The 24,628-nt window shown below is 46.2% G+C and carries 17 protein-coding genes; all 17 read left to right on the plus strand.

Translation table 11 applies throughout. The annotated features are described in order from the left end of the window. The first annotated feature begins 93 nt into the window (after positions 1-93). The 17 genes from larB to AC04Q6_RS14695 all read left to right on the plus strand — a co-directional run bounded on the left by larB (position 94) and on the right by AC04Q6_RS14695 (position 24,603). On the plus strand, positions 94-837 hold the full coding sequence (gene larB, locus AC04Q6_RS14615) for a nickel pincer cofactor biosynthesis protein LarB (protein WP_215706627.1): 744 nt from the start codon (positions 94-96) through the stop codon (positions 835-837). Continuing rightward, complete coding sequence (gene larC / locus AC04Q6_RS14620) at positions 838-2,220, plus strand: nickel pincer cofactor biosynthesis protein LarC (protein WP_021976611.1); 1,383 nt, start codon at positions 838-840, stop codon at positions 2,218-2,220. It abuts the gene before it with no gap. A 138-nt stretch (positions 2,221-2,358) separates the two neighbouring features. Next, positions 2,359-3,387 (plus strand): LacI family DNA-binding transcriptional regulator, encoded by a 1,029-nt coding sequence (locus tag AC04Q6_RS14625; RefSeq protein ID WP_021976610.1) that lies wholly within the window; start codon positions 2,359-2,361, stop codon positions 3,385-3,387. Positions 3,388-3,777: 390 nt separating this feature from the next. Further along, entirely contained in the window at positions 3,778-4,812 is a 1,035-nt protein-coding gene (gene iolC / locus AC04Q6_RS14630) for a 5-dehydro-2-deoxygluconokinase (RefSeq protein WP_021976609.1), read from the plus strand. 18 nt (positions 4,813-4,830) lie between these two features. Next, a complete protein-coding gene (gene iolD / locus AC04Q6_RS14635) occupies positions 4,831-6,762 on the plus strand; it encodes a 3D-(3,5/4)-trihydroxycyclohexane-1,2-dione acylhydrolase (decyclizing) (RefSeq protein ID WP_244832614.1) in 1,932 nt (643 codons plus the stop codon). A 16-nt stretch (positions 6,763-6,778) separates the two neighbouring features. Beyond that, a complete protein-coding gene (locus AC04Q6_RS14640; protein WP_244832613.1) occupies positions 6,779-7,564 on the plus strand; it encodes a 5-deoxy-glucuronate isomerase in 786 nt (261 codons plus the stop codon). Between the two features lie 139 nt (positions 7,565-7,703). Next, positions 7,704-8,855 (plus strand): iron-containing alcohol dehydrogenase, encoded by a 1,152-nt coding sequence (locus AC04Q6_RS14645; protein ID WP_244832611.1) that lies wholly within the window; start codon positions 7,704-7,706, stop codon positions 8,853-8,855. Between the two features lie 124 nt (positions 8,856-8,979). Next, entirely contained in the window at positions 8,980-9,927 is a 948-nt protein-coding gene (locus tag AC04Q6_RS14650) for a sugar ABC transporter substrate-binding protein (RefSeq protein ID WP_244832609.1), read from the plus strand. Between the two features lie 249 nt (positions 9,928-10,176). Beyond that, the gene (locus AC04Q6_RS14655) at positions 10,177-11,547 is read left to right on the plus strand and encodes an MFS transporter (protein ID WP_021976604.1); all 1,371 of its coding nucleotides are present in this window, start codon (positions 10,177-10,179) and stop codon (positions 11,545-11,547) included. A 134-nt stretch (positions 11,548-11,681) separates the two neighbouring features. Next, on the plus strand, positions 11,682-13,421 hold the full coding sequence (locus AC04Q6_RS14660) for a cache domain-containing sensor histidine kinase (protein ID WP_215706625.1): 1,740 nt from the start codon (positions 11,682-11,684) through the stop codon (positions 13,419-13,421). Continuing rightward, positions 13,421-15,007, plus strand: a complete 1,587-nt coding sequence (locus AC04Q6_RS14665; RefSeq protein WP_021976602.1) for a response regulator — start codon at positions 13,421-13,423, stop codon at positions 15,005-15,007. The genes AC04Q6_RS14660 and AC04Q6_RS14665 overlap by 1 nt, the downstream gene beginning before the upstream one ends. 27 nt (positions 15,008-15,034) lie before the next feature. After that, complete coding sequence (locus AC04Q6_RS14670) at positions 15,035-16,078, plus strand: LacI family DNA-binding transcriptional regulator (RefSeq protein ID WP_021976601.1); 1,044 nt, start codon at positions 15,035-15,037, stop codon at positions 16,076-16,078. A gap of 1,052 nt (positions 16,079-17,130) precedes the next feature. Next, positions 17,131-18,144, plus strand: a complete 1,014-nt coding sequence (iolG, locus tag AC04Q6_RS14675) for an inositol 2-dehydrogenase (RefSeq protein ID WP_021977196.1) — start codon at positions 17,131-17,133, stop codon at positions 18,142-18,144. A 26-nt stretch (positions 18,145-18,170) separates the two neighbouring features. Next, positions 18,171-19,070 (plus strand): myo-inosose-2 dehydratase, encoded by a 900-nt coding sequence (gene iolE / locus AC04Q6_RS14680; RefSeq protein ID WP_118063076.1) that lies wholly within the window; start codon positions 18,171-18,173, stop codon positions 19,068-19,070. A 106-nt stretch (positions 19,071-19,176) separates the two neighbouring features. Beyond that, positions 19,177-20,022 (plus strand): class II fructose-bisphosphate aldolase, encoded by an 846-nt coding sequence (locus AC04Q6_RS14685; protein WP_118071573.1) that lies wholly within the window; start codon positions 19,177-19,179, stop codon positions 20,020-20,022. 102 nt (positions 20,023-20,124) lie between these two features. Then, positions 20,125-21,312 (plus strand): 23S rRNA (uracil(1939)-C(5))-methyltransferase RlmD, encoded by a 1,188-nt coding sequence (gene rlmD / locus AC04Q6_RS14690; protein ID WP_118063072.1) that lies wholly within the window; start codon positions 20,125-20,127, stop codon positions 21,310-21,312. A 30-nt stretch (positions 21,313-21,342) separates the two neighbouring features. Continuing rightward, positions 21,343-24,603, plus strand: coding sequence for a response regulator (locus AC04Q6_RS14695; protein ID WP_118071574.1), 3,261 nt, complete (start codon positions 21,343-21,345; stop codon positions 24,601-24,603). Positions 24,604-24,628 lie beyond the last annotated feature (25 nt).

Consider the following 24,628-nt stretch of genomic DNA (forward strand, 5'->3'; position numbering starts at 1 on the left):
CCCGAAAAATGGCGATAGCCAGACAATTTGCGGAAATAATGCAAATGTCTGGCTATTGTGTTATTATACTATGGAAGAACAGGGAAGTAAAAAATGACATTACAGCAGATTCTTGAAGAAGTAAAGAATGGCCGGCTCTCTGTGGAGCATGCAGAGAACCTTCTGAAAAAAGAAGGATATGAGGAAATGGATTATGCGAAGCTGGATACTACCCGAAAAGAACGGACCGGTTTTGCGGAAGTGGTTTACTGTGCAAGAAAAGCAGATGAACATCTTTTGAATATTTACCAGAAACTTTATGAGGAAGACGGAGAAGTGTTTGGAACAAGGGCGTCCAGGCATCAGTATGAACTGGTAAAGAGCATCCTTCCTCAGGTGGTTTATGATCCGGTTTCCGGAATTTTGAAGATTGAAAAAGAAAAAGAACATATTGGAAAAATTGCAGTGTGTACAGCCGGAACTGCAGATATTTCCGTTGCGGAGGAAGCAGCCCAGACAGCAGAGTATTTCGGTACCCACGTGGAACGGATCTATGATGTGGGGGTCAGTGGTATGCACAGGCTTTTTTCCAGATTGGATACCATCCAGGAGGCCAACTGTGTGGTTGCGGTAGCCGGAATGGAGGGAGCGCTGGCAAGCGTGATGGGGGGACTTGTGAAACGCCCGGTGATCGCAGTACCTACTTCTGTAGGATATGGAGCCAGCTTCCATGGGCTGTCAGCACTTCTGACCATGATCAATTCCTGTGCCAACGGAATTGCGGTAGTAAACATTGACAACGGATTTGGAGCCGGATATCTGGCAACCCAGATCAATCGGCTTGCGGAGGGAAAATAGATGAAAAACAAATTATATCTGGAGTGTACCTCCGGGATCAGTGGAGATATGACCGTTGCGGCACTTCTTGATCTGGGTGCAGACAGAGAAAAGCTGGAGCGAGCGCTTAAAAGCCTTCCGGTAAAAGGCTTCGATATAAAGATCAGCCGAGTGGTAAAATCCGGGATCGACGCCTGTGATTTTGATGTGCTTCTTGATCAGGAACATGAGAATCACGATCATGATATGGAATATCTGCACGGACATCATGGGAATTCTCACGGCCATGAAGGACATCATCATGAACATGGTCATGACACCCTGGATGTGTATGAGCATACCCATTTTCATGAACATCGTGTGCAGGAAGCTCATGTAAACAGTCATACACATACAGAAACGATGCATTCCAACCACGGTCATCACCACCACGAACACCGCGGCCTTAATGAAATCATGGAGATCATCGACCATGCAGATATGACAGACCGTGCGAGATCCTATGCGAAAAAAATCTTCACCATCCTGGCCCATGCAGAGGCGAAAGCCCATAATGTACCGGAAGATCAGGTGCATTTCCATGAAGTGGGGGCAGTGGATTCCATTGTGGATATTCTTTCAGTTGCAATCTGCATGGATGATCTGGATGTGGAGGAAGTGATCGTTCCAAGACTCTGTGAGGGAAGCGGAACCATTCGCTGCCAGCATGGAATCCTTCCGGTTCCGGTGCCTGCAGTCAGCAACATTGTAAGTGCCCATCATCTGAAACTGCATATTACGCCGGTACAGGGCGAGCTGGTAACGCCTACCGGAGCAGCCATTGTGGCAGCATTCCTTACATCAGAAAAACTGCCGGAAGATTTTACCGTGGAAAAGATCGGCATCGGAGCCGGCAAGCGCCAGTACGAATGTCCGGGAATCCTCCGTGCCATGCTGATCCGGAAATCCGGGGATGATTCAGGAACGGATGTCTCCACGGAAACAGACACCATCGTGAAGCTGGAATCTAACATTGATGACTGTACAGGAGAAACCCTGGGTTATGTTATGGAATGCCTGTATGGGGCAGGAGCCAGAGAAGCCAATTACATGCCGGTATTTATGAAAAAAAACCGCCCGGCATGGCTGCTTACCGTTCTCTGCAAAAAAGAGCAGATTCCGGCAATGGAGCAGATTATTTTCAGAGAAACGACGACCATCGGGATCCGCCGTCAGGAGATGGAGAGAACCATTCTGAAACGGGAAAAAAGAACGGTTACAACCCCTCTGGGGGAGGTAGAAGTAAAAGTCTGCACTTTTGATGGAAAGGAATATTTTTACCCGGAATACGAAAGTGTAAAAAAGCTCTGTAAAAAAACGGGGATGTCCTATAAGGAAGCATATCATATGGCTGTCCGGGGATGAGGTTAAAATATCTGTTCATGGATAATACGGCTTACATATTGACACATTTTCGAAAAAAATATATAAATGTATATAGAATGATCATTGTCGGACAGAGAACGGCAGTGATACAGTAAGGCAGAAGCAGGAGAAGGATTTATGGCGGTAACGATACAGCAGATTGCAGAACGGGCAGGGGTTTCCAGAGGAACCGTAGATCGGGCATTAAACCACAGAGGACGGATCAATCCGGAGGTGGCAGAGAAGATCTGTCGTCTGGCGGACGAGATGGGATATGTACAGAAAGAACGGAAACGTTCCAGAACAGCTAAAGACGAAAGACTGAAGATCGGAGTGGTGACACAGCTTGCCAGATCCTCTTTTATGCAGGAAGTAAACCGTGGTATTGAGAAAGCTTCCCAGGAACTGAAAGAAAAAGGAATCCAGCTGATCCTGAAAGAAGGCCTTTCCGTTGATGAGGACGAACAGCTTCAGGCCATTGAAGAACTGGAACAGGAAGGAATCCGTGGCCTTGCGGTGATGCCGGTGGACAGTGAGGCTGTCCGGGAGAAACTGAATGCTCTCATTGAAGAGAAGAATATTCCTGTGGTAACCTTTAACTCGGATATTGTAGGAACAAGAAGAGCCTGCTTTGTGGGAATGGATAACCGTAAGAGCGGACGTACCGCAGCGGGTCTCTTAGGAATGATGACAAGAGGAAGCGGAAAGATCCTGATCATTACCGGATATTTCAGCAACCATGTTGACAATCAGCGTGTGGATGGGTTTGTGGAAGAAGCCAAGAAAGCGTTTCCGCATCTGGAGATCGCCGGGGTTCACGGAAGTTTTGACGAGGCGTCGGAAGTGGAGCATATTATCGAGAATGCCATGATGAGCACGTCCGGGATCAGCGGGATCCTGGTGGTATCCGGCGGCCAGGCTGGAGTGGGAAAAGCGTTTGATAAGCTCAGGTTGGACCGCCGTCCGTATGTTGTGATCTATGATCAGACACCGAAGAATGAAAAAGCACTGAAAAATGATTCCGTGGATTTCCTCATCGATCAAAACGGATATGTCCAGGGCTATGAACCGCCCAGGATCCTGGCAGATATCCTGACCAAGGGACAGGAACCGGAACGGGAATTCCTTTTTACAGATATCAAGATCAAAACCAAATATAATCTGTGATCGGGCCATCTGGCGAAAGATCACACGGAAAAATAAGAAAAGTCTGCAGAAACCTGCAGGCTTTTTTTGCATGGAAAGGACCTGCCCTGTTGTGTGCTATGGGGAATGTGTACTTTGAAAGCGTGCTGTATGCGTGCTAAAATCTAAAGCACGTAAAAGCACGTAACAACAATAGCCACTTTCAACAAAATAAAACCACAGAAATTGTACAGAATAACAGAAAACAAAGAAAATGGAAAGAAGTACTTGCTCAATTTGAAAAAGAGTGCTATATTAACACCATAAGGAACACACAAGAAAGCACGCTAAAAAGGAATAAAAGCACGCAAAACAAAAAAGCACACAAAAAAGAAGTAAAAAATAAACCATCAAACAAACGGAGGTAAGATCATGAAGTATATCGAATTTGATGAATCCAGACCAATGGACCTGGTACTCCTTGGAAGAGTTGCCATTGATTTCAACCCTGCTTACAACGATCAGGTGAAAGAAGAGTTCAAACCCCTGAAGAAAGTACATATGTTTGAGAAATTTGTAGGAGGATCTCCTGCAAACATCGCTGTAGGTGTTACCAAACATGGCCTGAAAGCAGGATTCATCGGAAAGGTTTCTGACGATCAGTTCGGTGAGTATGTAGTGGATTATTTCAATGAGAGAGGAATCGATACCTCACAGATCACAAAGTGCACAAACGGAGAGAAACTGGGACTTACCTTTACCGAGATGCTTTCTCCGAAGGAAAGCAGCATCCTCATGTATCGTAACCGCATCGCAGACCTGCAGCTTCATGTAGATGATATCCATGAGGACTACATCAAAAACGCAAAAGCGATCCTCATTTCAGGAACAGCTCTTGCAGAGAGTCCGTCCAGGGAAGCAGCCATCAAAGCAGTTATGCTTGCAAAGAAAGTAAATACAAAGATCATCTTTGATATCGATTACAGAGAATACAACTGGAAGAACGCAGATGAGATTTCCATCTACTATTCCATCGTAGCCAAGGAAGCCGACATCATTATGGGCTCCAGAGAAGAGTTCGACCTTACAGAGAAGCTGATCAAAGAAGGCATGACCGATGAGGAGAGTGCAGCTTACTGGCAGTCAAAGAATGCAAAGATCGTTGTGATCAAACATGGTATGAAAGGTTCCACAGCATACACCATCGACGGACAGAAATTCAGCATCAAGCCATTCCCGGTTGAGGCAAGAAAAGGCTTCGGCGGCGGTGACGGATACGGCTCCGGATTCCTGTATGGACTGTATCAGGGATGGGAGATCATCGACTGTCTGGAGTTTGGTTCCGCAGAGGCATCCATGATGGTTAAGAGCAACAACTGCTCCGACTCCCTTCCGGGACCAGATGAAGTTCACGCATTCATTAAAGAAGAAAAAGAAAAATTCGGCGAAATGATCGCAAGAGTATAAAGAAAAGGAGTGGAAAAAATGGCAAAGACAGTAAGAATGACAACTGCACAAGCAATTGTAAAATTCCTGGATAATCAGTACGTTTCCATGGACGGAGTGGAGACAAAATTTGTAGAAGGCTTTTTCACGATCTTCGGACACGGTATTGCCGTAGGACTTGGTGAGGCACTGGATACCAACCCGGGCCAGTTAAAGGTTCTTCAGGGAAGAAACGAGCAGGGCATGTGCCACGTTGCAACCGCTTTTGCAAAACAGAGCAACCGTAAGAAAATTATCGCATGCGCTTCTTCCATCGGACCTGGAGCCGCAAACATGGTAACCGCATGTGCGACAGCTACAGTAAACAACATTCCGCTTCTTGTATTCCCGGCAGATACTTTTGCATCCCGTCAGCCTGACCCGGTTCTTCAGCAGCTGGAGCAGAGCAGCAGTCTTGCCATCAGTACAAACGATGCATTCAAACCAGTCTGCAAATACTGGGATAGGATCACAAGACCGGAGATGGTTATGACAGCTCTTATCAACGCAATGAGAGTTCTTACAGATCCGGCTGAGACAGGTGCATGCTGTATCGCACTCTGCCAGGATGTTGAGGGCGAGTCCTTTGACTTCCCGGAGTACTTCTTCAAGAAAAGAGTACACAGAATCACAAGACCGGTTGCAGTAGACGAAGAGCTTGAGGATGTGGCAGAAATCATCGCAGGAGCCAAGAAACCACTGGTTATTGTTGGTGGTGGTGTCCGTTATTCAGAAGCAGGAGAAACCGTTGAGAAATTCTGTGAGGAGTTCAAGATCCCCTTTGGTGAGACACAGGCCGGAAAGAGCGCCTGCCAGTCCAGCAATCCATACTGCCTTGGCGGTATCGGTGTAACAGGAACCTATGCTTCCAACATCATCGGTAAAGACGCCGACGTGGTAATCTCCATCGGTTCCAGAATGTCTGACTTTACAACAAGTTCCAAGCATCTGTTCCAGAACGAGGATGTTCAGTTCGTAAGCATCAACAACTGCAGATTCCACGCATACAAGATGGATGCGGTAAAAGCAGTGGGCGATGCAAAAGTTACCGTAGAAGCACTTGCAGAGAAACTTCGTGCAAGAGAATATAAATCCACATACACAGATGAGATCGAGAAAGCAAAAGCTGCATGGGATAAAGAGATGGAGCGTCTGGGAAGCATCGAGTACACAGGAGATGACTTTGAGCCGTTGATCAAGGCAAGAGATCCACGTACCATTCCGGAGTATGTAAAACTTACAAACGGAAAGATCACACAGACAGCAGCACTTGTAGCAATCAACAGAACCATCGACAAAGATGCAACCATCATCACAGCAGGCGGCTCTCTTCCAAGCTGTATGCAGCGTATGTGGAGAACAGACAAACGTGGCGGATATCATGCAGAGTACGGATATTCCTGCATGGGATACGAAGTTGCCGCTACCCTTGGCGTAAAATTCGCAGAGCCGGACAACGAAGTATACTGCGTAGTTGGTGACTCCAGCTTCCAGATGCTCCACAGTGAGATCATGACCATCATGCAGGAGAGACAGAAAGTTAACATCATGGTATTTGATAACTGTGGATTTGGCTGCATCAATAACCTTGAGATGAACCACGGAATCGGAAGCCTTGCAACAGAGTTCCGTTACACTGACGGTAAGAAACCGACCGGAGACCTGATCCCTGTAGATTATGCAAAAGTCGGCGAAGGCTATGGCCTGAAGACTTATACCTGCCGCACCATCCAGGAGCTTGTTGACGCTCTGGAAGATGCCAAGAAACAGGATGTTGCATGCCTCTTTGATCTGAAAGTTATCCCGAAGACCATGACAGACGGATATGAGTCCTGGTGGGATGTAGGAATTGCAACAACATCTGAGAAAGAAAGCGTAAGAAAGGCCTGCGAGGGAGTTATGAAAGGCCGTGAAGAGGCAAGACTGTACTAATCTGGGAGGTAAGAAAATGAGTAAAGTATTTGGTTATCCGGAATATGACGAAAAAGGCGAAAAGATTCTTACAACATACGATAATGAGTACAAGGCCATGATGATGGACATCCGTGTTTACCGTATGAAAGCAGGAGAGACAAGAACATTTTTAAGAGAGGGTGAGGAGACAGCAGTTCTCCTTCTCTCCGGAAACATTACTTATAAATGGAACGGAAACGAGGCGACAGCAACAAGAAAAGATGTGTTCACAGAAGGACCATGGTGCGTTCACGGATGCACAGGAACAGAGATCACAGTTGTGGCAAATGCAGAGTCACAGATCCTTGTTCAGTGCACAAAGAATGAAAAAGATTTCGGTGCAAAACTTTATAAACCGGAAGATGCTCCGTGGGGATATTCCTGTGTGGGCAAATTCGGAAATGTTGCAAAGAGAAGGGTAAACACCATCTTCGATCATGACATTTCACCGGAGTCCAACATGGTACTTGGTGAGGTTCTCAACGACAGAGGAAACTGGTCCGGATATCTGCCACACAGACATCTACAGCCGGAGACATACTTCTTCAAATTCGATCATCCGGAAGGATTCGGAGCAAGCTTTGTAGGAGATCAGGTATTCAAGAGCACAGATGAGAGCTTTTCCGCAATTCCCGGAGGAGAGCTTCATCCGCAGGCAGTTGCACCTGGATATCAGATGTACACATGCTGGATGATCCGTCACATCGATGGAAATCCGTGGCTGCAGACAGACCGTTGCGAGGATGAGAGATATACCTGGCTTCATGATGCTGAATTCTAGGAATCTGGTAAAACGAATACTGACACGTAAATAACCGGCAGCAGAACGAGGAGAAACCGTTGCTGTCCCAAAAAACGGACAGCAGCGAATCTGCTGCTATTATGAAAGAAATTGTACTGACTGAAGGGAGATTTTGACAATGGCAAGAGAATTTATTGTACCTGGAGAAATTATTTCCGGTTCCGGAGCACTGGATATGGCGGAAAACGCACTGAAACTCCTTGGTAAAAAAGCTCTGATCGTAACCGATAAAGTAATGATCGACCTGGGAAACTGTGCAAAAGTTGAGAAGGCGCTGACAAATCAGGGCATTGCATACAGCATTTATTCTGACATCTGTGGTGAGCCGACAGATACCATGATTGAAAAAGGCTTACAGATCTATAAAGATGAGAACTGTGACTTCCTGGTAGCTTTGGGAGGCGGAAGCCCCATTGACTCCATGAAAGCTATCGGATCACTGGTAGTAAATGGCGGAAGCATTTCCGATTACATGGGAAAAGTGATCGATGTAAAGATGCCGCCAATGGCAGCAATCCCTACTACAGCAGGAACGGGATCTGAGGCAACACAGTTCACTATCATCACAGATACTAAAAAAGACATCAAGATGCTTCTTAAAGGCAAAGTTCTCATGCCGGATTTTGCCATTATCGACCCGCAGTTTACTATGACTGCACCTCCAAAGATCACAGCAGCAACAGGCCTTGATGCACTTTGTCACTGTGTGGAAGCTTATACATCCAGAAAAGCACAGACACTTTCTGATACTTTTGCAGTATCTGCAGTAAAGAGGATCTTTAAATATCTTCCAGTTGCATACAAAGACGGAAAGAACGAAGAAGCCCGTGTACAGATGTCTGTAGCTGCTCTTGAGGCAGGAATCGCATTCAACAATGCATCTGTTACCATTATCCACGGAATGAGCCGTCCGATCGGAGCACTGTTCCATGTAGCACACGGACTTTCCAATGCCATGCTTCTGAAAGAGTGCCTTACCTTTGCGCTTCCTGGAGCATATGACAGATTTGGTGCCCTTGGCCGCGATATCGGTGTTGCAGATGCCTCCGATTCCGATCAGGAAGCAGCTGAGAAATTCCTGAAAGCAGTAGAGGCACTTGTAAATGAACTGGATACTCCGACTCTGGAGCAGTTCGGAATCAACAAAGAAGAATTCTTCAATGTAATTGATAAAATGGCACATGACGCTATGGACAGCGGAAGCCCGCAGAATACCATGCGTGACGTAACCGAAGAAGAAGTGAAAGAAATCTACAGAAAACTCTGGTAAAATGCACATGTAAATCCGAAATGCCAGATAAGAAAAGACTCCGGACCGGAGAAAAAGGCTCCGGAGTCTTTTTTTCCGTAGTAAAAACAGCGGCAGCTGCAAAAGAAAGGGAGGCATATCCTTCGTGAGAAAAAAATATATCTGTATTCTGGCGGCAGTTTTAAGTTTTTGCAGCCTTTCCGGATGCGGGCCCTCAGCAAAGAAAACAGAAGAGGAAAAGGTAACCATCGGTGTTGTCACAAAATCCAAAAGCAGTGAATACTGGCTGTCCGTCTGTGACGGAATGGAAGATGCGGCGGAAAAATATCATGCGGATGTGGTGATCCTGTCTCCGGATTCTGAGACAGAGGAAAAAGTCCAGAAAAATATGATCAGGGATCTTCTGAAAACAGATATCCAGGCGCTGGCGGTTTCCCCAATTGATTCTTATGAATGCGAAGAGTATGTGCAGCAGGCGAAGGAAAAAGGTATTTCCGTGTACGCTTGCGATACCCCCATAGAAGATGCAGATGTACCTTATATCGGAATTGACAATGAAAAACTGGGTTATGAGCTTGGCGAGCAGCTTGCCAGGGCCCTGGATTATAAGGGAAAGATTGGTGTGATCGCCGGTGATTTTAATCAGGCAGGGCATCGGATGCGTGTTAACGGATTTGAAAAATATATGGAAAAAGAACCCGGGATCACCATTGAAATGGTGCGAAACGGTTACAGCAATATGCAGGTTTCTCAGAAAGATGTGGATGAGATCCTCAAGAAGTATCCGGATCTTGACGGGATCATGACCACCAGTGCTGTGACGGCCCTGGGACTTGCGGAGGCAACGGAAGGGAGGGAAATCTCCATTGTTTCCGTAGATGCTCAGGAAGATGCTCTGAAAGCAGTTCAGGATGGACGTATCGTGGCCCTGGGTGCCCAGTCCGGTTATCAGATTGGTTACGAAACCATCCGGTATATTGTGAACGATCTGGAAGGAAAGAGAACCGGAGAGGATGAGATCCTGGATTCCCAGGTGCTTACCACGGAAAATATTGATGCATACATAAAAGAAGATAAATATTCTTCTTCATAAAGTACACAGACATGAATCAGAGAGAATTTATCCAAAAATAAAACACAAAACATAAAAATAGGACAAAAACAGAATGCAGAGAAATCTGAACCAGAAAAACTTTGGCACAGATTTAACAGTCAGGCAAAAATAATACCGAAAAAACTAAAATTTCTCACACTTTGATAATCCCGTATTTTCGATAAAATAGAATCATCAAAAGGAAGTCGAAAGCAAAAACGAAAAGAAATGAAAGGGCGGGATAATAAGATGGAGAAGAAGAAAAAACTTTCGGTATCAACAGGGCTGTGTTATGCTGGAGGAGATGTAGGATGTAATATCGTGTTCGGAATGATCGGAACACTGCTGACGCTGTTTTACACAGATTATGTAGGGATCAGCGCAGCAACAGTAGGACTGGTAATGTTACTTTCCAGATGCTTTGACGGATTTTCCGATCTGGTCATGGGTGTTATTGTAGAGAGGACCAATTCCAAATGGGGAAAATCAAGACCCTGGCTTCTGTGGATGAGCATTCCGTTTGCGCTGTCAGCAGTGCTGCTTTTCACAGTGCCGCATACAACAGGGATGCTTCAGTTTCTGTATCTCTTTGTAACTTATAACTTCTGTACGACCATATGCTATACAGCGATCAATCTTCCATATGGAAGTCTTTCATCAATGATGATCCGTGAATCATCTGAGAGAGATAAACTCAGTGTTTTGAGAATGGGACTCTCTCCTATCGGAAAGATCGTTGCTGCAACCTGTACACTGCCGCTTGTAAAGCTTCTTGGAAATGATCAGGCTGCATGGATCAAGGTTATGAGCGTATGGGCAGTGCTTGCACTTGCACTTCTGCTTCTCTGCTTCTTCAAATGTGAGGAGAAGGTTCAAATCGAAGCAAGAAAGAAAGATGAGAAGCTTCCGGTTCCGACAATGCTGAAGGCACTTTTCACAAATCAGTATTTCTGGGCAGTAATGATTCTGTGGACAGTACAGAGTGTATCCTTTACGATCACAGGAACTATTCTTCCGTACTACTGCAAATATATCTTCAACAATGATACATGGATGTACAGTGCACTGTTCCTTACAGAAACACTGGTGCTGGTAGTGGGAATCTTCGTCTGCTCACCGTTGATCAAGAAATTCGGAAAAAGAAACATCGCATTTATCGGCGGATTTGTTGCACTTGGCGGACAGCTTCTGTTTTTCTTGAACCCATACAGCTTCGGCTTCATGGTAATGAGCTGTGTTACACGTGCGATCGGACTTGCACCGTTAAATGCAGTTGTATTCAGTATGGTTGGTGATGTAGTTGAGTTTGGACAGTGGAAAAACCACATCCGTCAGGAAAGCCTGATCTTTGCAGGCGGTTCCATCGGAACAAAAGTTGGTGCAGGTCTTGCATCAGCAATGATCACAGGACTGTTAAGCAGCTCCGGATATGTAAGCTCATCTGCAGGAATAACTGCACAGCCGGAAACAGCACTGGAGATGATCGTTTCTCTTTATAAATTCGGACCGATCCTCATTGCAGCAGTGATCATTGTAACGCTTTTCGGATATAAGCTTGACAAAATGTATCCGGCGATCATGCAGGAGCTTACCGAGCGCGAGGCACACGGACAGTTATGATCGACTTGTAAAACATATATTCAACCACAAACAGAAAACAGGCAGGGGTAAAACACTCCTGCTGTTTCCTGCGTTCATGAGCGTACAGCCGAAGCGGAAGAGAGATATCCGCTTTGCAGAAGGGAGGAGTTCTTGTGTTAAAAAGCATCCGGGCAAAAATCCTGCTGGCGATCCTGGCAGTTACCATGTTTACTGCTGGTTCCCTTACCGTGGTATTTTATCTCCGGGCGGCAGGGATGATCGAAGAAAACTATTCCGGGATCCTGTACGGACGGATGCAGCAGACAGTAAAAGATCTGGACGAATCCCTGAAAGAGATTTATTATGTGAATACGAGAACTGCCTGGGATGAAGAGATCCGGAACAATGCAGCGGATTACCTTCGTACCGGAAATGAAAACAGTCTGGAAAATATGGCAGGGCTTCTTCGGGAACACAGCCGGGAATATAAAGATATCAACTCGCTTTATTTTGTTTTTCCGGATAAAAAAATGGCGGTGACATCGGAAGAGTTTCCGGTAAACAAACAAGGGATTAAAGGAGAGCGGATCGAAGAGCTGGAAGAAGTACAGGGGAAGGATTCTTTTCCGGTCCTTGTGGAATCCCTGGTCCATGAAGGCAGCAGTTTTCTTTCGGTGATCCAGAAGGTGGAAGATGACAACGGAGAGACATTGGGATATGTTGCGGCGGACATCAAGGAACGTGCCATTTATTATGAATATCTGGAAGCTGTCAATGATGAGAAGATCACCAGGATTCTGCTTGTGGATGGAAATAATGAGATCGTGACTTCAGAAGATTACAGTGATCTTGGGAAAACATTTCCTGAGATTGCAGACCATGATGTTCCTAAAATGGAAGGATATACGGAAAAAAACGGTGTGATCTCTTTTTTCAGCAGAGGGAGTTTTTCGGACTGTGGGTTATATCTGGAAGTACCCAAAAAAGAAGTCTTAAGCGGGCTTTCCCAGATGAGGCTTTTCCTGATCGGAATCTTCGGGGCTGTTTTTGTGGTGGCTGTGCTTCTGGCACTGTGGCTTTCCAGAGTGGTATGCGGACCGCTCCGGTCCATGACCGGTACCATTGAGAAGGTAGGCGAGGGAGACTTAAGTCTTCGCACAGAAGTGACCACTGCCGATGAAATTGGAACTCTGGGAAAAGAATTCAATCATATGCTGGATTATATTGAAGACCTGATCGCCCAGGTGATCGAGGAGGAACAGCAGAAAAAAGATGCGGAACTGGAAGCACTGCAGTATCAGATCACACCGCATTTTATGTATAATACACTGAATTCCATCAAATTTGCCGCATTCTTAAAAGGAGAGAAAGAGCTGGCAGGCCTTATCGGAGATTTTGTGGAGCTTCTCCAGGCCAGCATTAATAAGAAGGGAAGCTTTCTTTCTGTTGCTGATGAGATCCATATTCTGAAAAACTATATCCATCTGCAGGATTTCCGTTATCAGGGGAGTTTTCAGGTGGAGTATGAGATTTCCGAGGAAGCATACCGGTGCTATATTCCAAGGCTGATCCTTCAGCCCCTTGTGGAGAACGCCCTTCTTCACGGGATTGACATCAAGCGGCAGACAGGAAAGATCTGGATCAGCGGAAAAGTAAAGGAAGGAGAACTGATCCTTATAGTAAAAGATAACGGAAGAGGAATGACAGAAGCACAGATCCGGGATCTTTTGGGAAGTCGTGAAAAAAAGACAAAGGGACTTTCCGCAGTGGGAGTTCCCAATGTAAAAGAACGACTGGAGCTTTATTATGGAGAAAAAGGTGGAATGAAATATGACAGCAGCAGTAATGGTACAATCGTTACTGTCTTTCTGCCAGCAATTTATGATATACCGGAAGAAGGGAGGAAAAGCTGATGTACAGAACACTGGTGGCAGATGATGATTTTCTGGTAAGGAGTTATCTGAAAACACTGGATTCCTGGGAAAAAGCTGGATACGAGATCGTGGATGATGCTGAGGACGGAGAGGAAGCCTACGGGTTTCTTCAGAAAGAAAAGATCGATGTTCTTGTGACGGATCTCACCATGCCTGTGATGGATGGCATTGAGCTGATCCGAAAGATCCGTGAGGAAAACAGGGATATCTATATTATCGTGCTCAGCTGTCATGATGATTTTGAATATGTAAAAGAGGCCATGCGCCTTGGCGCGGATGAATACGTGCTGAAAAACAGTCTGGATGAGGACAGTCTCTATGATACCCTGGAAAAATCAGCCCGGCTGATCGAAAACCGCAGGAAAAAAAGCCAGGAACAGGCGCAGGCAAGAAAACTGATCCATCTGGGAAGCCATGCCCTGAAATATTATTTTTTCAACGGCCTGATCTCCGGGATGCTGAAAAACCAGGCACGTGAGGAGAAACGTGTGGAAGCCGGGATCGCCGGGAAATATTTTAACAGTGCTGTGATCTGCATGTTTATGGAGAGATGGGCGGAGCGGGAACGGCAGTGGACTCCGCTGGAAGTGGAACAGTATTCCCATCATTTTCGCCACAGGCTTTTGGAACGGACGGAAGAGCTCCTTGGAACAGAAAGCGAATTTACAGAAGTGATTTATCTTGGTGCAGGGATTTTCTGTTGTTTTCTGGATCTTTCCAGGGACTGCAGGACTTCAGCCATGCAGCAGAGGCTGACAGAGGTTGCGGCTATTTGCTACCGGCACTGCCAGGAGGATTTTTGCGATTTCGGCATCAGTGTCAGCAGTGTCTGCATGGGAGAGGAAGGAATCCGTCAGGCTTACCAGCAGGCCAGAGAAATGATGAAACTGCATTTTTATGAGAAAAAAGAGATCCTTTATTTTGAAGGCCGGAAGAAAGAGGACAGTGTTCTGCCGGAAAGTGCCGACAGACTGGAGGGACAGATTTCTGCCCTGAAAGCAGAAAAAGACAGAAAAAAGGCGGAAGAACTCTGGGAGCAGGTTCTTACAGAATGCCAGAACCGTTATACAGACGGAAGGCTTCTTGTACAGTGGCTTAAGAAACTGAACCAGACAGCAGGTCTTGAAAAAGATCCAATCTGGTATGAAGAAATCGAAGATTTTGAAGAATTCCGGGAAAAGGGAAATTCCTGTATTTCGGAACTTTTTGCAGGAGGAGAGGATGTGGTTCCGGAGGGGATTTCTGCTGCTGTGAAAAAGGCGCTGGAGTTTATCCGGGAACATTATGAAGAGCAGATCAGCCTCCAGGATGCGGCAGATGCGGCGGAGGTGAATCCTGCCTATCTCAGTTATCTTTTCAAACAGGAGATGAAGATTGGTTTTTCCAATTATGTGCAGGAGCTTCGGATTGACTGTGCGAAGAAGCTTCTTTCCGGGACGAACTGCAGGGTGAAGGATGTGGCCCTGCGCTCCGGTTTCGGAGATTACCACTATTTTTCCAAGACATTTAAGAAGATCACAGGGATGAGCCCTGCGGAGTACCGGAAGGGTTCCGGCATATCATAGGGTATAGCAGAGAAGAGGAGCAAGAACATGGGTGTTACCATAAGACAGATTGCAGAGGCTGCTGGTGTTTCCAGAGGAACCGTTGACAGAGCATTGAATAACAGAGGGCGTATCAGGCCGGAAGTGGCAGAACGGGTCCGGCAGATCGCGGAGGAGATGGGGTATAAACCGAATCAGCTGGGCCGTGCCCTGTCCATGAGTAGAAATAATATCAAGATTGGCGTGATCCTTCAGGGTGCGGAGACTCCTTTTATGAAGGAAGTCATGAAGGGTGTTGAGGAGGCCAGGGCGGAAGTCGATAATCTGGGCGGCACGGTGCTGATCCATACCATTGAGCATCAAAGTGCAGAGGATGTTCTTTTTGCCATGGAAAAAATGCGGCAAGAAGAAGTCAGCGGTATTGCGATGGTTCCTCTTGAAGCCGAAGAGGTGAAAAAAGAGATCGACCGGTTTGTGGAAGAGTATCATATTCCAGTGGTGACTTTTACTTCCGATGTGGAGGATACGAAGCGGCTTTGTTTTGTGGGGCAGAATGGTGTGCAGTGTGGACGGGCGGCTGCGGGGCTTATGGGAGAACTTACCGGGGGAAAGGGGAAAGTTGCCATTATCTCTGGTTACAGGACCAATACTTCTCTTAGCAGTCGTGTGTCGGGGTTTCGGTCTGAGATGAGGAAAAAGTATCCGGGGATTGAGATCATTGGGCCGGAGTATTGTTTTGAGGAGAATGTGCGGGCCAGAGAGGTTGCGGAGAAGATTTTTAAAGAGGTTCCGGATCTTGCGGGGATTTATCTTACTTCTCATGGTGAGGAGGGGGTATGCCGGGCCATTGCCGAGGCTGGTAAGATGGGGCTGGTGAAGATGGTTGCCAATGATTTTATGGGGCGGAATTATGAATTGATGAGGAAAGGGTTTATTCATTTTCTGATCGGGCAGGATGCTAGGATTCAGGGGTATGAGCCGGTGATGATTTTGTTTAGACTGCTGTTTAATGGGGAGGAACCGGATAGGGAGAAGTTGTTTACGGAGATATATATAAGAAATGAGTATACGATTCCGGAGGGGAGACACTGAAATGGGGGTGTCTCCTTTTTTGTGCGGATGGACGGACCGGACGCCGTGGAAGGGGATGCTGTCTGGTCTGCGGCTTCGTCGGGGGCTGGCTTCTAGGGCGCCGGAATTCTGCTAAAACCGTTTTACAAAAGTCCGAACTCGCGGCCTGCTGCCGCTCAGACAGCGGACTTTTGTAAAACAACGCAGATTTCCGCCGCCCAAGAATCAGCTCCCCTCCTGCAGAAGCAGAGCCAGACAGCATCCCCTTCCACGGCTGGTGCATCCAGCGAGAAATAAGGTCGTTTGACGGATAGGTTGTGGGTCGTCAGCGCTTCGCTGGACGACTGCAAGGGCTGAGTTTGCGTTTGTCTGACGGGAGGGTGGCGGGCATCGGCGCTGCGCTGGATGCCTGGAGTTGGAGGGGCTGAGTTTGCGTTTGTCTGACGGGAGGGTGGCGGGCATCGGCGCTGCGCTGGATGCCTGGAGTTGGAGGGGCTGAGTTTGCGCTTGCGTGGCGGGAAGGTGGCGGGCATCGGCGCTGCGCTGGATGCCTGGAGTTGGAGAGGCTGAGTTTGCGCTTGCGTGGCGGGAAGGTGGTGTGGGTCGGCGCTGCGCTGGACGCTTGGAGTTGGAGAGGCTGAGTTTGCGCTTGCATGGCGGGAAGGTGGTGTGCGTTGGCGTTGCGCTGGACGCTTGGAGTTGGAGGGGCTGAGTTTACGCTTGCGTGACGGGAGGGTGGTGTGCGTCGGCGCTGTGCTGGACGCTTGGAGGTGTAGAAGCTGAGTTTGTCTGATGGGAGGGTGGCGCTTGGCTGGATAGCAGTGGTAGTGTGGCTTTGATATGGAGTAGTGTGGGGATGTGTTGGAATTGTTGTGGTGAAGTTGACCTAAAAATATTGCATATTGCAGCTAAAAATAGTTCTCGTCATTTTTAATAGAAAAAAGATGGTAATATTGTACAATATTAGGGGTTGCGATTTGTGGGTTACGATGATATTATATTAAGCATAAAGAGCGTGTTCGGACACGCAAGAGGATAACATTGGGAAAATAAATCAAAAGGAGATCAAAACTATGATTAAAGTTGGTATTATCGGAGCAGGTAGAATTGGTAGAGTTCATATCACCAGTATCACAACAAGGGTGCCGGATGCAGTGATCAAGACTGTTGCTGATCCGTTCTTAAATGATGAGACTGCTGCATGGGCTAAGAGCATGGGTGTTGAGCATACGACTAAGGATTATAAGGAGATCATCAACGATCCTGAGATTGCCGCAGTTCTGATCTGTTCTTCTACAGATACTCATTCTCCGATTTCTGTTGAGGCTATCAAGGCTGGCAAGCATGTTTTCTGTGAGAAACCGATCGATCATGATATTGCCAAGATCAAAGAGGTTATCAATGCTCTTGAGGGCACGAATCTGAAATATCAGGTTGGTTTTAACAGAAGATTTGACCACAACTTTGAGTCTCTTCAGCAGGCTGTTGCAGCTGGTAAGGTTGGTAAACCGGAGATCATCAAGATTACTTCCCGCGATCCTGAGCCGCCTAGCATTGATTATGTTAAGGTTTCCGGTGGTATGTTCCTGGATATGACCATTCATGATTTTGATATGGCTCGTTTCCTTGCAGGCTGTGATGCTACTGAGGTTTATGTTCAGAGTGCGAACCTGGTTGATCCGGCTATCGGTGAGGCAGGAGATGTTGATACAGCTGTTATCACTCTTCAGATGGAGAACGGAGCCATCGCTGTTATCGATAACTGCAGAAGAGCTTCCTATGGATATGATCAGAGAGCAGAGGTATTCGGCTCTGAGGGTATGGCAGCTATTTCCAATGACAGCCAGTCTTCCACAGTGATCAGCAATGCTGAAGGTGTTACCGGTGAGAAACCGATGTTCTTCTTCCTTGAGAGATACATGGATGCTTACGGTAAAGAGGTTGCAGCATTTATCGATGCCATCGTTAATGACAAAGAGACACCTCTTAATGTTTATGATGGTCTGAAACCGGTATTAATGGGTCTTGCAGCTAAGAAATCCAGCGAGGAGCACAGACCGGTTAAGATTTCTGAGATTATGGAATAATTCAAATAATAAAGGAGAATTGACCAATGTTTGATAAGAATAAAGTAAAACTTGGTATTGCACCAATTGCATGGACTAACGATGATATGCCGGACCTTGGCAAAGAGAATACTTTTGAGCAGTGTGTCAGTGAGATGGCCCTTGCCGGTTTCACAGGTTCCGAGGTTGGTAACAAATATCCGAAAGATCCGGAAGTTCTCAAGAAAGCTCTTGAACTCCGCGGTGTTGAGATCTGTAACCAGTGGTTTTCAAGCTTCCTTATCACCAAACCATTTGAGGAAGTTGAGAAAGAGTTCCGTGCACAGCTTGCTTTCCTGAAAGCTATGGGGGCTAAGGTTATTGGCGCTTCTGAGCAGAGCTACAGTGTTCAGGGTCAGCTGGATACTCCGATCTTCGGCCATAAATATGAGATGAATGACCAGGAGTGGGATACTTTCTGCACAGGTATGAACAAACTTGGTAAGATCGCCAAAGAGGAGTATGGCATTGCCCTTACTTTCCATCATCATATGGGTACTGTTGTACAGAGCCTTGCTGAGGTTGACCGCATGATGGAGAATACAGATCCTGAGTATGTAAGCCTTCTTTTTGATACCGGTCACTTTACATACTGTGGAGAGGATCCGCTTGAAGTTGTTAAGAAGTATGTTCACAGAATCAAACATGTTCATCTGAAAGACATCCGTCCGGAAGTTGTTGAGCAGGTTAAGAAAGAGAACATGAGCTTCCTTGCAGGTGTAAGAGCTGGTGCCTTCACAATTCCTGGAGATGGATGCATCAACTATGATCCGATCTTCAAAGTTCTGGAAGAGGCTGGCTATGAAGGATACATGGTTGTAGAGGCTGAGCAGGATCCGGCTAAGGCTAATCCGCTTGAGTATGCGATCCGTGCAAGAAAATTCATTGCCGAGAAGACAGGACTCTAAATAATAAATAATATAAATCAGACGGAAAAAGCGGTATCGGCCAGAAGTGCGTGGACACCGCTTTTTCTGTAAACAGTGTACGATTAACAGGACAGGAGGATCAGTCATGGCACTTGTGAAAATGAAAGATCTGCTGAAGCGTGCCGAGGAGAAGAATATTGGCTGTGGTGCTTTCAGCGTTGGTAATATGGAGATGGTGAAAGGTGCGATCCGCGCCGCAGAAGAATTAAATACACCCATCATCCTTCAGATCGCGGAGGTTCGTCTCAAGAATTCCCCGCTTCATCTGATGGGACCGATGATGGTGCAGGCTGCAAAAGAAGCCAAGGTGGATGTGGCTGTCCATCTGGATCACGGCCTTACTTTTGAGACGGTTGACAAGGCTCTGGAGCTTGGTTTTACATCCGTTATGCTGGATGCGTCCACTCTTCCTTTTGAGGAAAATATCGCCAAGGTAAAGACGGTTGTGGAGAAAGCCCGTAAATATGGCGCCACCGTTGAGGCTGAGCTTGGTCTTGTAGGCGGAAGTGAGGATGGAAGCTGTGACCATGGTATCCGCTGCACAGACCCGGATGATGCAGTTGTTTATGCAAGAGAGACAGGTATCGATGCTCTTGCAGTTGCCATCGGCAATGCACACGGTAACTATCCGGTAGCACCGACTCTTGCTTTTGATGTACTGGAGAAGATCCATGAGAAAGTGGACATTCCGCTGGTTCTTCATGGCGGCAGTGGTATCACGGACAAAGATTTCCAGAGAGCGATCTCTCTTGGTATCCGCAAGGTGAATATTGCCACAGCAAGCTTTAACAGCCTGACTGCTCATGTGGAGAAATATATGGCATCCACAGACAAACATAATTTCTTTGATCTCAATGAGGCTATGGTTCAGGGGACTTATGAGAATGTGAAGAGACATATTCTTGTATTTAACGAGCCATATCAGGCATAAATCAAGGATTTTCTTGTAAAAAAACATAAGGTCTGCTAAGATGTTCTCAGTGAAAATAACTGGGAACATCTTTTTTGTGCCCGTGAAAGAGGAGAGATATAAATGGAGCAGAAAGAAACAGTCTGTTCAGTTGCGAAGAAATGCGGAGGATGCCGTTACCAGGGAGTGCCCTATCAGGATCAGCTTCGCAAGAAACAGAAAATTACAGAAGGCCTTCTGAAAAAATTCGGTAAAGTTGAGCCGATCATCGGAATGGAAGATCCTTATTATTACAGAAATAAAGTGCATGCGGCGTTTGGCCGTGACCGGAAAGGAAATGTGATCTCCGGCATTTATGAGGAAAAGAGCCACAGGATCGTTTCTGTAGACGACTGTATGATCGAAGATAAAAAGAGCCAGGAGATCATCCGTACCATCCGTGGTATGCTGAAATCTTTTAAGATCAAGACTTATGATGAGGACACAGGTTACGGACTTCTCAGACATGTGCTTGTGCGCAGAGGATTTTCTACAGGGGAGATCATGGTAGTTCTGGTTACGGTTTCACCGATCTTTCCGTCCAAGAATAATTTTGTAAAAGCTCTCCGCAAGGAACATCCGGAGATCACAACTGTAGTACTCAATGTCAATGACAGACAGACCAGCATGGTTCTCGGAGACCGGAATATTGTACTTTACGGACCGGGATTTATCAAAGACCGTCTTATGGGACTGACCTTCCGTATTTCACCGTCTTCCTTTTATCAGGTAAATCCGGTGCAGACAGAAGTGCTTTACGGAAAAGCCATGGAGTTTGCGGCAATGACAGGGAAAGAGCGTGTGATCGATGCTTACTGCGGAACAGGTACCATTGGGATCATTGCTTCCAGAAATGCCAGAGACGTCATTGGTGTGGAGCTGAACCGTGATGCCATCCGTGATGCCAGAATGAATGCCAGAGAGAACAAGATTCGTAATGTCCGTTTTGTTCCGGGGGATGCCGGCTGGTTTATGGAAGGAATGGCTGCAGAAGGGGAAAAAGTGGATGTAGTTCTTATGGATCCTCCGCGTGCAGGAAGTGACCGTAAATTCCTGCATTCTCTTTTGAGCCTTTCCCCGGAGAAGATCGTTTATGTATCCTGTAATCCGGAGACTTTGGCCAGAGACCTTGCATATCTTACAAAGAGAGATTATCTGGTGAAGAAGATGCAGCCGGTTGATATGTTCCCGGTCACCGATTCGGTGGAAGTCGTCTGTCTCCTGGAAAACCGCAGAACCCGTCCGGGGAAACGAAATGGCGGGAGAGTCTGATAAAAAATACAATATTATCAAGGGAAAAGTATGAATAAGAGCAGGAGAAATTTATGCAGACATGTGGGGCTGGCATTATGTCTGCTGATGATCTTTACAGTACTTCCGGTTCCTGTGGCTGCTTCGGAAACGAAGACAGATACAGAATCGAAAACAGTCAGGGTAGGTTGGTATCCGGATTCCTATCATATTACCGGTGAAAATGGTGAACGAAGCGGATATGGTTATGAATACGAACAGGCAGTTGCCGCCTATACAGGCTGGAATTACGAATATATAAAAGGCGACTGGGGAGAGCTTGTGGAAAAGCTCCAAAATGGCGAGATCGACCTGATGGCTGCACTTTCCTATACCGATGAACGTGCTGAGACGATGCTGTTCTCAGATCTCCCCATGGGAAAAGAAAAATATTATCTGTATGCAGATCTTACAAATACGGATATTTCTCCGTCAGATCTTTCTACCCTGAATGGCAAAAGGATCGCGGTAATGGAAGAGAGCGTACAGGGAACTCAGTTTCGCGAATGGGAAGAAAAGCAGAATATAAAGACACAGCATTTGGATGTGGACAGCTTTGAACGGGCGAAAAAAATGGCCGGGAATCGGGAGATTGACGGAGTGATATCTACAGAGACTCCTGCCTGGGTTGAAGCCGGAATGTCAGCGGTTGTGACGATCGGTGGCTCTGATATTTATTATGGCATCAGCAAAGACCGTCCGGATCTGAAAGAAGAACTGGATGCAGCCATGCGTTCCATGGAGTATGATAAACCATTTTACGGCGATGAACTTTACCAGAGATATCTTTCTGCACAGTCTGTTGCCGTCCTTTCCAGTGAAGAAAAGGAATGGCTGGAACAGCACGGTGAGATAGGTGTGGGATTTCTGAATAACGACCAGAGTTTCAGTACTTTTGACAAAGAAAGTGGTGAAATGACGGGTGTGATCAACGATTATATTAAATATGCAGTGGACTGTCTGGAAAACAGCAGCCTGAAGTTTAATATAGAAGGCTTTGACTCCCAGGAAGAACTGATCCAGGCATTAAAAGACGGCAGGATCGACATGATCTTTCATACCAGCCAGAACCCTTATGCTGCAGAACAAAATGACATGGCCCTGTCCAATACGGTCCTTGTTTCCAGTCTGGCAGCAGTGACCGGTAAAAGATCCTTTGATGAAAATGAAGAAAACAGCGTTGCTATACCGAAAAGTGATCTGAATTTAAAATGGTTTATTTCCTATAATTATCCGACATGGAAAATTATGGAGTATGATTCCTTTGAGGATGCAAGAAAAGCCGTACAGGATAAAAAGGCAGACTGTTTTCTTTCCAGTTCAGGCCGGGCGACAGAGTATGTCAATGACAAAAAGCTTTACAGTGTTTTTCTGACACAGCCGGACAATATATCCTTTGCAGTCAGCCGGAGAAATTCCGTTCTTCTGTCGATCCTGAATAAGACTTTGAAGTCTATGCCTACATCCAAACTTACAGGTGCACTGTCTGCCTACGATAATGCTTCCCGGAAAGTTACTCTGCTGGATTTCATAAAGGAGAATCTGTTGGCGGTGGCAACTGTGTTTATCTGTATATTTCTGGCAGTATTGCTGGTGATCCTTGGTATCCTGCAGAAAGCCAGGAGCGCAGAGACAAAAGCCAAAAAGGCAGCCAGACAGTCTTATGAACTGAACCAGAAGCTGAAAGAGAGCCATCATGAACTGGAAACTGCCCTGATGCATGCGGAAAGTGCAAACTCTGCAAAAACTACATTTTTGAATAATATGTCCCATGATATCCGAACACCTATGAATGCTATCATTGGTTTTACATCCCTTGCTGCTTCTCATGTGGACAATAAGGAGAAGGTAAAAGAATACCTTTCCAAAATATCAACCTCCAGTGAACATCTGCTTTCGCTGATCAATGATATCCTGGATATGAGCAGGATTGAGAGCGGAAAGGTAAAGATCAATGAGAATCCGCTGCATCTTCCGGAGCTGCTCCACGACATACGTACTATCGTGCAGCCCAATATTACTTCCAAGCAGCTGGATTTTCTGATCGATACCGTAGATGTAAAAAATGAAGATATCATTGCGGACAAATTGAGGCTGACGCAGATCCTGCTGAACATTCTGAGTAATGGTATCAAATTTAACAGGACCGGTGGAACGATCAGTTTAAGGATCCGGCAGCTGAAATCTGCACCGACAGGATATGGAAACTATCAGTTTATTATCCGGGATACCGGAATCGGCATGAAGCCGGAGTTTCAGGAACATATATTTGAATCTTTTACCAGAGAAGAAACCTCAACGGTAAGCGGGATCCAGGGAACCGGCCTTGGAATGGCGATCACCAAGAATATTGTAGATATGATGGGAGGTACCATCACAGTAAAAAGTGAAGAGGGACAGGGTAGTGAATTTACGGTAAATCTGACCTTTAAATTATGTGGCGAAGCAAAAAGCTACGAAAAGATCGAACAGCTTCAGGGTCTTAAAGTTCTGGTCGCAGACGATGATACAGATACCTGTCTCAGCATTTCCGGCATGCTGACAGAAATAGGTATGCGGTCAGAATGGACGGTTTCCGGGAAGGAAGCGGTGATCCGGGCAAAGCATTCCATGGAAATGGGTGATGAATTTTACGCATATATCATTGACTGGCTGATGCCGGATATGAACGGAATTGAAACGGTAAGACGTATCCGACGGGTTATCGGGGACAGCAGCCCGATCATCATACTGACTGCATATGACTGGTCAGATATAGAAGAGGAAGCAAAAGAAGCAGGTGTAACTGCCTTCTGCGAAAAGCCACTGTTTATGTCGCAGCTACGCGAATTGCTTACAAATCCTGTTCCGAAAACAAAAGAACCGGAAAAAAGGGAATGGATTTACAATGGAAAAAGAATTCTTCTGGTAGAGGACAACGAACTGAATCAGGAGATCGCACAGACCATTTTGGAAGATGCAGGCTTTATGGTCGAGACAGCCAATGATGGTGTGGAAGCAGTCAAAAAAATGGAACAGGCGGTTCCGGGACAGTATGATCTGATCCTGATGGACATCCAGATGCCTGTTATGAATGGCTATGAAGCTGCAAAACAGATTCGTTCATTAAAAAACAGAGAAACAGCGTCTGTACCGATTGTTGCAATGACGGCAAATGCGTTTGAGGAAGACAGAGAAAAATCTTACGAAGCCGGTATGAATGGATATCTGGCAAAACCTGTCAGTGCGGAAGCTTTGATCAATACGATTGATAAGATTATGAAAGATAACTGACAGAACATTAACCGATATGTATATA

The sequence above is a fragment of the Blautia sp. HA9023 genome (genome assembly GCF_056504095.1).

Coding starts and splice junctions, on each gene's coding strand:
- iolC (WP_021976609.1), top strand. CDS start 3,778: ATGAAGTATATCGAATTTGATGAATCCAGACCAATGGACCTGGTACTC.
- AC04Q6_RS14670 (WP_021976601.1), top strand. CDS start 15,035: ATGGGTGTTACCATAAGACAGATTGCAGAGGCTGCTGGTGTTTCCAGA.
- AC04Q6_RS14685 (WP_118071573.1), top strand. CDS start 19,177: ATGGCACTTGTGAAAATGAAAGATCTGCTGAAGCGTGCCGAGGAGAAG.
- larC (WP_021976611.1), top strand. CDS start 838: ATGAAAAACAAATTATATCTGGAGTGTACCTCCGGGATCAGTGGAGAT.
- AC04Q6_RS14695 (WP_118071574.1), top strand. CDS start 21,343: ATGAATAAGAGCAGGAGAAATTTATGCAGACATGTGGGGCTGGCATTA.
- AC04Q6_RS14665 (WP_021976602.1), top strand. CDS start 13,421: ATGTACAGAACACTGGTGGCAGATGATGATTTTCTGGTAAGGAGTTAT.
- iolE (WP_118063076.1), top strand. CDS start 18,171: ATGTTTGATAAGAATAAAGTAAAACTTGGTATTGCACCAATTGCATGG.
- iolG (WP_021977196.1), top strand. CDS start 17,131: ATGATTAAAGTTGGTATTATCGGAGCAGGTAGAATTGGTAGAGTTCAT.
- AC04Q6_RS14640 (WP_244832613.1), top strand. CDS start 6,779: ATGAGTAAAGTATTTGGTTATCCGGAATATGACGAAAAAGGCGAAAAG.
- iolD (WP_244832614.1), top strand. CDS start 4,831: ATGGCAAAGACAGTAAGAATGACAACTGCACAAGCAATTGTAAAATTC.
- rlmD (WP_118063072.1), top strand. CDS start 20,125: ATGGAGCAGAAAGAAACAGTCTGTTCAGTTGCGAAGAAATGCGGAGGA.
- larB (WP_215706627.1), top strand. CDS start 94: ATGACATTACAGCAGATTCTTGAAGAAGTAAAGAATGGCCGGCTCTCT.
- AC04Q6_RS14655 (WP_021976604.1), top strand. CDS start 10,177: ATGGAGAAGAAGAAAAAACTTTCGGTATCAACAGGGCTGTGTTATGCT.
- AC04Q6_RS14625 (WP_021976610.1), top strand. CDS start 2,359: ATGGCGGTAACGATACAGCAGATTGCAGAACGGGCAGGGGTTTCCAGA.
- AC04Q6_RS14645 (WP_244832611.1), top strand. CDS start 7,704: ATGGCAAGAGAATTTATTGTACCTGGAGAAATTATTTCCGGTTCCGGA.